The organism is Methylocella tundrae, assembly GCF_901905185.1.
Lineage (GTDB): Bacteria > Pseudomonadota > Alphaproteobacteria > Rhizobiales > Beijerinckiaceae > Methylocapsa > Methylocapsa tundrae.
Window position 1 is genome coordinate 87,794 of record NZ_CABFMQ020000002.1, and the last position, 12,228, is coordinate 100,021.

10 protein-coding genes and 1 pseudogene are annotated in these 12,228 nt (G+C 61.8%); 8 read left to right on the forward strand and 3 right to left on the reverse strand.

What is annotated here, in order from left to right:
- Positions 1-3: 3 nt before the first annotated feature.
- A complete protein-coding gene (locus MPC4_RS02685; protein WP_174511150.1) occupies positions 4-1,056 on the reverse strand; it encodes a hypothetical protein in 1,053 nt (350 codons plus the stop codon).
- Between the two features lie 267 nt (positions 1,057-1,323).
- Between MPC4_RS02685 and MPC4_RS02690 the strand changes: the two genes are divergently transcribed.
- Together MPC4_RS02690 and mtnA are read left to right on the forward strand one after the other, a co-directional pair.
- Entirely contained in the window at positions 1,324-1,584 is a 261-nt protein-coding gene (locus tag MPC4_RS02690) for a hypothetical protein (RefSeq protein ID WP_174511151.1), read from the forward strand.
- A 62-nt stretch (positions 1,585-1,646) separates the two neighbouring features.
- Positions 1,647-2,747, forward strand: a complete 1,101-nt coding sequence (gene mtnA / locus MPC4_RS02695; RefSeq protein ID WP_174511152.1) for an S-methyl-5-thioribose-1-phosphate isomerase — start codon at positions 1,647-1,649, stop codon at positions 2,745-2,747.
- A gap of 31 nt (positions 2,748-2,778) precedes the next feature.
- On the opposite strand, the gene MPC4_RS02700 is transcribed toward mtnA, so the two are convergent.
- Both MPC4_RS02700 and MPC4_RS02705 read right to left on the reverse strand, forming a co-directional pair.
- Entirely contained in the window at positions 2,779-3,333 is a 555-nt protein-coding gene (locus MPC4_RS02700) for a hypothetical protein (RefSeq protein ID WP_244628808.1), read from the reverse strand.
- 58 nt (positions 3,334-3,391) lie between these two features.
- Entirely contained in the window at positions 3,392-3,973 is a 582-nt protein-coding gene (locus MPC4_RS02705) for a hypothetical protein (protein ID WP_174511153.1), read from the reverse strand.
- Between the two features lie 713 nt (positions 3,974-4,686).
- Between MPC4_RS02705 and MPC4_RS02710 the strand changes: the two genes are divergently transcribed.
- The 6 genes and pseudogenes from MPC4_RS02710 to MPC4_RS02735 all read left to right on the forward strand — a co-directional run.
- On the forward strand, positions 4,687-6,294 hold the full coding sequence (locus MPC4_RS02710; protein WP_244628809.1) for an ABC transporter substrate-binding protein: 1,608 nt from the start codon (positions 4,687-4,689) through the stop codon (positions 6,292-6,294).
- Between the two features lie 16 nt (positions 6,295-6,310).
- Positions 6,311-7,291 carry an ABC transporter permease gene (locus tag MPC4_RS02715; protein WP_174511154.1) on the forward strand — a complete coding sequence of 327 codons (981 nt, stop codon included), beginning with the start codon at positions 6,311-6,313 and terminating at the stop codon, positions 7,289-7,291.
- Positions 7,291-8,205 (forward strand): ABC transporter permease, encoded by a 915-nt coding sequence (locus MPC4_RS02720; RefSeq protein ID WP_174511155.1) that lies wholly within the window; start codon positions 7,291-7,293, stop codon positions 8,203-8,205. The genes MPC4_RS02715 and MPC4_RS02720 overlap by 1 nt, the downstream gene beginning before the upstream one ends.
- 2 nt (positions 8,206-8,207) lie before the next feature.
- Positions 8,208-10,049 carry an ABC transporter ATP-binding protein gene (locus tag MPC4_RS02725; protein ID WP_174511201.1) on the forward strand — a complete coding sequence of 614 codons (1,842 nt, stop codon included), beginning with the start codon at positions 8,208-8,210 and terminating at the stop codon, positions 10,047-10,049.
- A complete protein-coding gene (locus MPC4_RS02730) occupies positions 10,046-10,939 on the forward strand; it encodes a DeoR/GlpR family DNA-binding transcription regulator (RefSeq protein ID WP_244628810.1) in 894 nt (297 codons plus the stop codon). The genes MPC4_RS02725 and MPC4_RS02730 overlap by 4 nt, the downstream gene beginning before the upstream one ends.
- Positions 10,932-12,194, forward strand: a pseudogene (locus MPC4_RS02735) (allantoate amidohydrolase); the annotation flags it as partial. The gene MPC4_RS02730 and the pseudogene MPC4_RS02735, both read left to right, overlap by 8 nt.
- Positions 12,195-12,228: the final 34 nt, after the last annotated feature.

The window sequence follows — 12,228 nt, forward strand, 5'->3', positions numbered from 1 at the left end:
CTCTTATGGGACCATGATGCTGTGATCGTAATCGACGAGGCCGCGGCTCGTGATGACAATCCAGCCGCCGCCGCGCCGCTCGATGGCCTTTACAGTCCCGGCGCCTGGAATCTGGTCGCCGAGAGCGACCTCGATGGAGCCGCGCGCATTCTCCACCAGCGCGACGCCGTCGTAAACGTCGCGCACGACCCAATCGGTGATCAGCGCAAGCCGCTTTGGCGAAGGGGGGACATCCGCCGGCTGCGCTTTCGCCTGTACGGCCGGATTGCGGTTTTGCGTCGCCGCCTTCACCATCGGAACCACCGAACCGGTGGGGAGCGCTGTTTGTTTTTCGATGCGGTCGAGCCGTTCAGCGACCTGCTTCAACGCCGGGTTTTGCTGAAGCCGATCCACCTTGGTCGAGAGTTCAGCCAGGGCGCCGCTGGTTTCCGTCTTCACCGCATCCAATCTCGTTTTCAGCGAATCGACGCTCTTCTCGATGCCGCGCTGCTCTTTCCCGCCCTGTTCCTGCGCGACCTGCACGCGAAGCGCCTCGACATTGGCTTTCAGCGCGCTGATCTCCTCGACCATCTGTTGGGTTTTGCGGGCAAGGTCCGCGCTATCCGGCAACGCGGCCTCCGTCGCCGGTTTCCCGCCGGAGCCGGGCGCGCCGCCAAAGAAATAGGTTCCCGCGGCGAAGGCAAAACCCAGCACGCAGAGAACGAAGGCCGCGTTCGAGCCAAAATCGATAAAAGACGCGAATCGCCCGCGCGGGGGCGCCTCCCAGGCTCCGTTGGCCTCGCGCGGAAAGAAGGGAGTGAGATCGGACAGGCCGGCGTCGTAAGCGCTGAGATGCGCGCCATGCGCCTGACGCGAATCGGAGCCCGAAGTCTCGGCGCCGCTCGGCCGGCCCAACCGGCGCGGCTCCGCATCAGCTGCGGCAGCGTCCCTCTCGCTCTCAGCGTCCCGCTGATCCGCGCTTGCATGATGTTCCGCCGCAATGTCCTGGCTCGCACCGGCGTGGCCGGCACTGAGCTCGCCGGACCGCGGGGCGGCTTTGTCGTCGGAATCGTCCATAAGCCTCATCCTCGGAAGGTTAATAATTCAGGATAGAATTGAACTTCTTCCCTTAAATCTGCGTTAAGAGTTAGGCAGAGCCAATCGCACGCACGGGGCCAAATTGAGCCGTTTCCGCCGTTTTTCTCTTGCAAAACAGTACATTTGAACGCTTTGCCGCAAAATCTTTCACCTCAATTTGAACGCCCGCCAGAGTCGCATGCGTCAAATCAATGCGAGGTTTAGGGAACTCTGCAACGTTTGGATGACGCACGGTAGGAGGATCAGATGGGCGGGAGCAACCTCACGGTTTTGGTCTTGATGATGGCGATGAGCGCCGCGGCGAGCGCGCAAACGAGCGTGCCAGGCCCTACGGATGGATCACGCGATCCAGCGGCCCCGAACCTCATCAACCGGGATTATCTGACGCCGACCGGCGAGACCGTCCCGCATCCAGGCGCCTCGCAAAGCGCCGGCGTGACGACGCTCGACCGCGCCATCCAGCGGCGCGACGACGCAGTCGAAAAAGGCATCTGCAGCAATTGCTGATGGCGGCGCTTCGCATCGGCGAAGGACACGCTTAGACTGAAGCTCTGCGAAGGAGCTTTATCATGCGCGTCGACGGCAAGGCTTTTACGACAATCTGGGCCGATAAAGCCACGGCAAGCGTCACGGTTATCGACCAGACCCGGCTGCCGCACCACTTCGAACTCATTTCGATCGCGGACGTCGAGGCTGCGGGCCGCGCCATCAAAACCATGCAGGTGCGCGGCGCGCCCCTGATTGGGATTACAGCGGCCTATGGGGTCGCGCTCGCGATGCGCGCCGATCCTTCAGACGACAATCTGGAGCGCGCTTGCGGGCTGCTCAAAGCGACGCGGCCGACCGCCGTGAACCTCCAATGGGCGCTCGACTCGATGCGGCGCAGGCTGGCCCCCATGCCTCCGCCGGAGCGCTTCGACGCCGCCTTCAATCAGGCCGCGCAAATGGCGCGGGACGATATCGCCCTTTGCGAAGCGATCGGCAGGCACGGCCTCGGACTCATCAAAGAGATCGCCGCGCGCAAGCCGCGAGGCGCCTCGGTCAATATACTGACGCATTGCAACGCGGGCTGGCTCGCCACAGTGGATTGGGGCACAGCGACGGCGCCGATCTACAAGGCGCAGGAAGCCGGCCTCGAAATCCATGTCTTCGTGGATGAAACGCGTCCGCGCAACCAGGGGGCGGCGCTGACGGCGTGGGAGCTTGGGCAGCATGGCGTGCCGCATACGGTGATTGTCGATAACGCCGGCGGCCATTTGATGCAGCATTGCGAGATCGATCTCGTCATTGTCGGCACGGATCGCACGACCGCCACAGGCGACGTTTGCAACAAGATCGGCACCTATCTCAAGGCGCTCGCGGCCAGCGACAATCATGTGCCCTTCTACGTTGCGGCGCCCTCCCCCTCGATCGACTTTTCAATTTCGGACGGGCTCGCCGAAATCCCGATCGAGATCAGAGCGCAGGAAGAAGTCAGTCATATTTTAGGACTCGGCGCCGACGGCGACATTCACAAAGTGCGCCTGATCCCGCAAGGCAGCGGGGCGCTTAACCCAGCCTTCGATGTCACGCCGGCTCGTCTTGTGACGGGGCTGATCACTGAACGTGGCGTGATCGCCGCCAGCCGCGAGGCGCTGGCCAAAGCCTTTCCGGAGCGCATCCGCGCCTGATGAACAAGAAGGCTGGCCAGAGGCTGCGTCCCTATCGCACGGTGCGGCGCCACCACAGAATGGTCGCGCCGATCGCGACAATGATGAGCAATCCCAAGGTCAACAAAAGGGCTGACTGGTCGAGCCAGGCGATGGCGGGGACGCCGAGCGCCATGATGACGCCATTGGCGCACATGCGCCAGGACGCGATATGAACGCCGGCGATGAAGGTCCCAAGCGCCAGCAAAAGGAGAATCGTGAGGCTGGTGGTGTCTGAATCGGCGATCGCCTGAACGCTTGGCAGAAGCACCAGGTTCATGGCGACGAGAAACGCGCCCCAGTGCAGCGCCTGCGTCCATATCAGACGCCACCGCCCGCTGGAATCGGCGGCGTGACGCCAGCCCGACGCGACGCAGACGACGCCCATAAACAGCGCCATGAACTCCCAATAGCCAATCAGCGGCCGGCGCGCCATGCTGATGTAGCCGACGCCGCCAAGCGTCAGCGCGAGAATGATGAGAAAGGGCAACTCCCGGACCCAGAAGCCCGGCCCTTCGGGGTGCTCGAAACGATAGAATCGATCTTCAGCTTCTATTGGTGCGCTCATGGCCGTCCATTCGATATGAAAGGTGCGATTCTGAGGGGCGCGTTGGAGCGGACTGCGTTCAATCCCTTTCGCCCGCGCTCTGGCTGCGTTGCGCGCTCCTGTGCCAGGAGTAAACGACGCCGACGCCGATGAGAGCGACGAAAATGCCGAGGACGATAACGATGGCCGACTGCTGCAGCCAGGCGATGACAGGCACGGAAAACGCCATCGCGACGCCAATGAAGCAGATCTGCCAGGACAATATGTTGATGCCCGCCGTGACCGCGCCAAGCGCCAGCAGCAAAAGAACGGTGAGACCGGTCGCTTCCGGGTTGAGCAGCCGTTGCACGCCGGGCAGCAGCGCCAGATTCATGGCGATAAGGAACGACAGCCAATGGAGCGCTTGCGTTATGATCAGACGGAAGCGCGCGTTCCTCGTTTCGGCTTCGACCCATGCCGTCGAAACGACGGTGATGCCGATGATCAACGCCATGAACTCCCAATAGCCCACGAGCGGACGCCGCGAAACGCTCGTATATCCGACGCCGAGCAGCATAAGGCCGAGAACAGCGAGGTAGGGAAGCTCTCTCAGCCAGAAGCTCGCTTTGGGCGTCGGCGTGACGCGAGGGGCAAGATCATCCGCCAGTTTGGGTTCGCTCATGACAATCCATTCGCTAGGGCTTGACGTTCAAGGGAGGGCACAGGTTCTCGACAGGATCAAGCGTCAAACCAAGGACATAAGGAGCACTATTGACATCATTCAAAGCCGGCGCGCGCGAAGATAGGCCAAGCGGGCGCCGCAACGGATAATACCGCCGGAGCCTTAAAAAAAGCTGCAAGGTATTTCGCATTTTTTCCGGTAAGAAGCTACGGGCTCCAGGTTAATTTGAGCTGGATTGACCTCTTGCCTTACTCCGCTTTGGGTAGCCCCATGACGCGCGGCGCAAGGCGCGCTGTCGTTTGGGTCGCAATAGCGCCCCAAGACCCTTTGACCTTAAAGCGTCTCGGGCGGCCGCGCCGCCAACCCGCAGATCCCGCCCAAGCGCATTCCCGTCCGACGACGCTGGCAGGGCAACGCCCGCGCGCCTGGCCGCAATCCTCAGCCGGTGTGGTTTTGTGGCTTTGTGATCGAAGATTGGGCGCGCTGGCGCGTTTTTACGCTGGCTCAGCCTTTCCCGCCTTTCCGACGCGACAGCGAACCAGAGTCTAGATAACTATAAGATAATACGCGTTTATTCTATCTTTTGCGCGCGCTCGCGGCCAAGGCGGCTCTCTGTCCTGTTAAGAGGTGTGACGTGGCTTCCGCCGCGAGTGGCACAGTCATTGCTGAGGTTTTCGTGACTGTTTGCGCTGCTTCCGTCAAAAACCACATTGATGGGCGGCCTCCCGGAGAAGACAAAGCCGATGATCGATCGCCGCACCTTCCTGTCTCACGCCGCCACACTCGGGGCCGGCGCCGCCTACGCCAGCATCAATCCCGGTTTCTTCATCTCGTCCGCCTTCGCGCAAAGCGGGAAGACCCTGACGTTTCTTTCGGCCGAAAACATCACCGGAAACTGGGACCCCACCGCCCATACGACGCTGTCGCAGAAGAATGTCGAAGGCTTCGTGATGGGTTTTCTGACCCGCACGCCGATGCGCCTCGATAATCCGCAACAGACGACCGACGATCTCGCGACAGGGATCACCCTGCTCGACCCCAGCAGGCTCGAGATCAAGCTGCGAAAAGGCGTCGTCTTTCATGACGGCAAGCCGTTCAAGGCGGAGGACGTGAAGGCGACGTTCGAGTATGGCTCGCGCGCCGATCGCCCGGCGCAATGGTATCCGGGATCGAACGAGACGCTGACCATCACGACGCCCGACGATTATACAGTGATCGTCGACACCTCGAAGGGCGGCTATCCGGCTCACCTCTTTATCTTCCTTGCTTCCTTCCTGCCGATCATGTCCGCCGACGACGTGAAGGGCGGCCCCTCAGGGCCTTTGACGCAGCGCCTCAACGGCACCGGGCCGTTCAAATTCGGCGAGCAAAAGGGCAATGAGACGATCCTCAAGGCCAATCCGACCTATTACGCGGGCGCGCCCAAAATCCCCGAGATTCATTTCAACTTCGTCGGCGACGCGACGACACGGATGCTCTCGCTGATGAATGGTCAGGCCTCGATCGTCGAGCGCCTCGAGCCCGAACAGGTCGACACGCTGAAGAAGAATCCGGCGATCGCGATCAGCAGCGTCGTCTCCGTCGAAAACAAATATCTCTGGTTCCGCTGCTCCAAGCCGCCGTTCAATGATCCGCGCGTGCGTATGGCCGCCTGCCACGCGATCGACCGCGCGCAGATCCTCGATATTCTCGGCTCCGCCGGGCACGCTTCGAGCAATTACGTGTCGCTGGTGAAATTCGGCTATGTCGATCTGAAGAACTATCCCGCCTATGATCCCAAAGCGTGTCAGGCGCTGCTGGCTTCGGCCGGATTTCCAAACGGCAAGGGCCTTCCCCCGCTCGAATATATCACCTCGGCCGGCTTCTATCCGAAGACGAAAGAATATGGCGAGGTCATCACCGCCATGCTGCAGGAGCAGGGTTTTCCGGTGACGCTCACAGTGCTTGAGCCCGCGGCCTGGAACGAGCGCCTCTATGATCGCCCCGGCGGCGGTCCCGGCCATATGATCGATTGCGGCTGGTCGACGGGATCGCCTGAGCCGGACCTCGTGCTACGCACGCATTTCCATTCAAGCTCAAAGCGCATCACCGGCATCGTTGATCCGGAGATCGACGCCTCCCTCGACAAAGAGCGCAATGCGCCGACACTCGATCAACGCAAGGTCGTTCTACAGACGGAGACCATGCCTTTGCTCGCGACCAAGGTTCCAGCCCTCTCGCTCTTCACCTCGGTGATGATCCACGCCATGCAAAAGGACCTGACGGGCCTCTTTATCTACCCTGACGGCTCGATGGACGCTTCCAAATCGACCTTCGTCTGATCGCTCGGGAACGCGCATGTTCGTGCTCAGTTTTCTGGCGAGACGTCTGGCGCAAGGCGCCCTGATCGTCTTTCTGGTGTCGCTGCTGATCTTCACCTTGCTGCGCGTCGTGCCGGGAGACCCGGTGCGGCTGATGGCGGGCGGCATGGCGCCAGAGGCGCTGATCGAGCAGATCGCAACGAGAATGGGATTGCGTGATCCGATCCTCGTCCAGTTTGGCCGCTACGCCAGCCATGTGGTTGCCGGCGATCTCGGCGAGTCCTTTGTGCGGCCCGCCAACGGCGCCGCGACCGGAGGCGCGAGCTTTGACGATTCAACACGCGGCGAACGGGCGAAGGTTCTCGATCTCATCGGCGAGACGCTGCCGATGACGCTCCAACTCGCGGCCGTCTCGATTGCTCTTGCGCTGGCGTTCTCCTTTCTGATCGGCATTCCCGCCGGACTGTCGCCGGGCCGATGGCCGGACCGCCTCGGCTTTTACATCTCCTCGCTATTCATCTCATTGCCCAACTTCTGGCTCGGCATCGTGCTCACCCTGCTGTTGTCGGTCAAGCTCCGCCTGCTACCCGCGATCGGCTATCAGGGATTTGCCTACACGATCCTGCCGGCCATCGTGCTCGCGGTCGAATTATCGCCGGCGCTGATCCGCACGCTGTCCGGCTCGATCGCCTCGATCATGCAGGAGCCCTTCATCGCGACCGCCAGCGTGCGCGGCCTCAGCCGGCCACGCATCATCGTCAATCATGCGCTGCGCAACGCATCGGCGCCCCTTCTCAATCTGCTTGGCGTGCAGTTCAGCGGCCTGCTCGGCGGCGTTCTGATCGTCGAATATATCTTCGATTATCCGGGGCTCGGCCTGCTCACGATCAACGCCGTTCTGCAGCGGGACTTTCCACTGATACAGGGGATAGCGATCGTCACCAGCGCTATTTTTGTCCTTATCAACATCGCGGTCGACCTTGCCGCCACCATGATCGATCCGAGGCTGGACTACTGATGGCGGCTATCGACGCTTCGCTTCCCCATTCGCCGGCGCCGCGCAGCGCGTCGATCTCACGACGAATCTGGAGAGCGTCGCTGGCCCTGAACGAATTTCGCGTCGGCCTCGCGCTCTTTACGATGCTGCTTCTCGCCGCCGCCTTCTATCCGGAGCTCAGCGGGATTGATCCGACCAAGATGAATGTGCATGACAGGCTGCTGGCGCCGATCTTCATGGGCGACCATTGGTCGTTGCGCCACCCGCTTGGAACGGATCAGATCGGCCGCGACATGCTGGTGCGCAGCCTTGTCGGCCTGCGCTACTCTTTCCTCATTGGCGTCTCCACCGTCGCCGTCATGTTATGCATCGGCTGCTCCCTCGGCATGATCGCAGGCTATTTCGGCGGCAGGATCGACATGGGGATCATGCGCCTCACGGACGCACAACTCTCCATCCCGATGATCATCCTCGCCATCTCGGTGCTCGGCGTTTCGCGGCCAACCATTCCGGCCATCATACTGGTGCTTGGCCTCTCGAGCTGGCCGATCTATGCGCGCGTCACGCGCAGCGTGACGATGACGGAAAGAAAGCGCGAATATGTCCGCGCCGCGCAGCTTATGGGCGCATCCGACTTTCGCATTCTGACGCGCCTTCTCGCGCCGCTCATTGTGCCGCCGATCATCTTCGTCTCGGCGCTCGACGTCGCGCGCATGATGATCTTCGAATCCATTCTCGGCTTCATCGGACTTGGCGTGCAGCCGCCGACGCCGACCTTCGGCAATATCATAGCCGACGGCCGCAAATATCTGCTCAACGCCTGGTGGATTGCAACAATGCCGGGCGTCTTTCTGTGCCTGACGCTCACCTCGATCAATCTGATCGGGGCCTCGCTCGAACGCGCCCGCAATCGCATCCATGGAGGCGCCTCGTGAACATGCAAGCGCCGGTCCTTTCCGTGCGCCGCCTCAGCGTCGATCTGAACGCCGCGTCCGGCCGACGGCCGATCATATCCAACGTCAGCTTCGATCTCGCGCCCCAGGAAATTCTCGGCATCATCGGCGCCAGCGGATCGGGCAAGACGGTGCTCTCTCGCGCGCTGGTCAACTGGATTGATCCGCCCCTGGAAATCGTCTCCGGAGCTGTGACATTCAAAAATCAGAACATTCTTGAGCTGAAGGGAACGAAGCTCCGCGAGGCGCGACGGGAAATCGCCTATGTTGGAGCCGATCCAATGGGCGCGCTCGATCCGACCTTGCCGGTCGGACGGCAGATCGTCGAAAAGCTGCGCGCCGTTGCGCCTGAGATCGATGCGACTGAAGCCCGCGAGCGCGTCATCGACCTCCTCGCCGCCGTTCGTATTCCTTCGCCGAACCATCGCTTCCACGACTATCCGTCGCAGTTCAGTGGCGGCATGATGCAACGCGCGCTGATCGTCGACGCGCTCGTCACCAACCCAGCCTTTCTGGTGGCGGATAATGTGACGCAGCCGCTCGACGTCACGGTGGCCGCGCAGGTTCTGCGATTGCTTCGTGAACTGACGGACAGGTTCAAGACCGCGATCGTATTCGTCTCATCTTCCCTGCCGACCGCCATCGAGGCCGCCGACGAAATGCTCGTCCTCGCCGAAGGCGCCGTCGTGGAGCGCCAGACGCCGCGCGATCTGATCGCTTCGCCGCAACATTCCTATACGCGATCTCTCATCGCGGAAATTCCCAAGATCTGGACGAATGATGCGATCGAGGTCGCGCCGGTCGAAAGCGGCGCAGCCGTCATCAGCGTTCGCGAAGCAATGCGCTTCTATCGCGTCAAGAAGCGGGGAACCTTCGCGAGCTATAGCGAGGTGCGCGCGGTCCGCAATGTGACCTTCGACGTTTTCGCAGGCGAGAATTTTGGCGTCGTCGGCGAATCGGGTTGTGGAAAATCCTCGCTGATGCGGCTGCTCAGCCGGCTGGAGCTTCCGAATTCGGGACAGATTCTTTGCGACGGGAAGGATATTGCAGCTCTATCCGGCAAAAGCCTTCTTAAATTTCGCCGCGATTTCCAGCTCGTCCTGCAAGACCCCTTCGGCTCGCTTCCCCCGCGCACGTCCATCGGCGCGATCATTGAAGAGCCGCTGCGAACACATGGGGTGAACCGCAGGCAGGCGCGCGATCGGGCCATCGCCGTGATGGGCGAAGTCGGGCTTCCAGCCGGGCTTTACGATGAATTGCCGCTCGGCCTCAGCGCCGGCCAGCGCCAGCGCGTCAATGTCGCCCGCGCGATGGCGCTGGAGCCAAAAGTGCTGATCATGGACGAGACGCTCTCGGCGCTCGACCAAACGGAACAATTCAAGCTGCTCAACCTGTTCGAGCGGCTGCAAGCCAAGCACGGTCTGACCTACGTCTTCATCTCGCATGACCTCGCCATGGTGCGCCGCGTCTGCAACCGCATCGCCGTGATGTATCTCGGCGAAGTCGTGGAGCTGGCCGAAAACACGCGGCTCTTCTTTGATCCCGGCCATCCCTACACGCGCGCGCTGCTCAGCGCCGTCCCGACGCTGGAGGAGCGCCGCTATCGCTCCGAAGATTGCCTCCTCGAGGGCGAGCCTCCAAACCCCATCGACTTGCCGCCGGGATGCAGTTTCGCCAGCCGCTGCCCCCATGTGTTCGAGCGCTGCCTGCACGAAAGCCCCGTCCTGATGTCACGCGGCGGCAAAGACCTCGCAGCCTGCTTTCTTATCGATCCAATGCGGGCGCCGCGCGGCGAGACGCGGAGCCAGACAAGGCAAGCTTCATGAAGCCGGCCGCCGATTCTGAAGATCTGTGGATTGAACGGAACTCGCGCGCTAAGCTTTGCGATCTCAGCCGTGGGCTGCGCGCGCTCGTCGAGCACCGCCCCGCCTATCATCTCATCGGAACCCCCGCGATGGCCCTGCCCGAGCTCCGGCTGCAAACAATCCTGACCGAGCTTGGCAAGCATGGCCGCGTCTATGTCAAGGAACTTGCCGAGACCTTGCACGTCAGCCGCGAAACGATCCGGCGCGACCTCAAACATCTCGAACATGAGGGGCATCTGCGCTGCACCTATGGCGGCGGCGTCAAGCAGCAGACCGACGGAGATCAGCCGGTTTCCGACAGGATGCGCGTCAATGCCCGCGAGAAGGCGCGCATTGGCGCTAAAGCCGCCGAATTCGTCGCCGACGGCATGAAAATTTTCATCGACGCGGGAACGACGACGCTCGCCTTTGCGCGGCATCTCGCCGGCCGCAAGCGGATGACCGTCTACACCAATTCGCTGGATGTCGCGCAGGCGCTCGGCCAGCAGGCCGTGGGGGATATCTTTATCATCGGCGGCAAGCTTCGCCCGGAATATCGCGCCCTGCTCGGCCCGACGACGATCGAGGCGATCGGCGAACATCTCTTCGACATGGCCTTCATCAGTGTCGCAACGGTCGACTACCGGCATGGCTTCATGGACTTCGGCGAAGAGGAAGCCGCCATCCGCCGCGCCCTGGTCAAACAATCGAAGCAGATCGTCATGCTGGCCGACAGCTCCAAGTTCGGACGCGAGGCGCCGAACCGCACGCTGAGCGCTCGTCAGATAACATCACTGATTACCAATTCGCCCGTCGACGCGGACTTTTCCGCCGAACTTGAACAAGCCGGAGTAAAAATTTTCTATGTTTGAAACGAAGTCTGAAACGGCGGCGACGCCGATCATCAACGCCGGCGATCTGCACCACCTGATGGACGAGGTTTCCGCCATCGGTGGCGGACCCGACGGCTCGATGAATCGCCTCAGCCTGTCGCCGGAGGACGCCGCAGCGCGCGACTGGCTGGTCTCATTTCTTCAAAGCGAAGGACTGAAGGTCGCGGTCGATCGGATCGGCAACATTTTTGGCATTCTCGACTGGGCCGGCCCCGATGCGCCGACCGTGATGACCGGATCGCATCTCGACAGCCAGCCGAATGGCGGGCGCTTCGACGGCGCCTATGGCGTCGTTGCGGCCTGCGCGGCCGTGCGGGCGATCAAGCGCGAAGTCGAAGCGAGCGGGCTAAGGCCCAAAGCCAATTTGATTATCGTCAATTGGACGAATGAAGAAGGCGCAAGGTTTCAGCCGAGCCTTCTCGGCAGCGCCGTCTATGCCGGCGAGATCGACGCGGCCTATGCGCTTGCGCGCCGGGACGGCTCAGGCGTCAGCGTCGGCGAAGCACTGGATGCGATTCAATATCTCGGCGAAGCGGCGCCGAAGATCCCCGACGCCTATATCGAACTCCACATCGAAGGCGCAGCTTCTCTGGAGAACGCGGGACTTCGCTTTGGCGTTTTCAGCCGCTACTGGGGCGCGGTCAAATATCGCCTCGCCTTTCTCGGCAGACAGGCGCACACCGGACCGACGCCGATGGCGGAACGGCGCGATGCGCTTCTGGCCGCGGCCCATCTCATCACTGAACTAAAAGGCATGGCGGATCGCGCAGGTCTCGAACTGCATACTTCCGTCGGACGGCTCGAAGTCTCTCCCAACTCGCCGAATGTCGTCCCGAACGAAGCTGTGCTGTTCATCGAACTGCGGTCTGGATCGCCCGAAGTTTTAGCGGCCGCCGAAAGAGAACTTGAGCTTAAAATCAGCCAATCGGCGGAGCGCGCGGGCGTTATGTTCGAAGTCCGCTCCATCGATCGGCGCAAGGCCGGGCTGATGGACGAAGGCCTCGTTCGGCTCGCTCAGGATACGGCGCGCGATTTCGACGAAAAGGCGCTGCTCCTCGATACGATCGGCGGCCACGACGCGATCAGCATGACCGCTGTCTGTCCGTCCGTCGTCATCGCCGTGCCGAGCGTCGGCGGCGTGATGCATCACCCATCCGAATTCACGAGCGAGCCGGATCGCGCGCTCGGCGCGCAGATCCTCGCCGGGATGCTATGGCGCTTTTGCGTCAATGGCGACGTCCTCGCCGCGGACAATCCCTCCGGAGCTT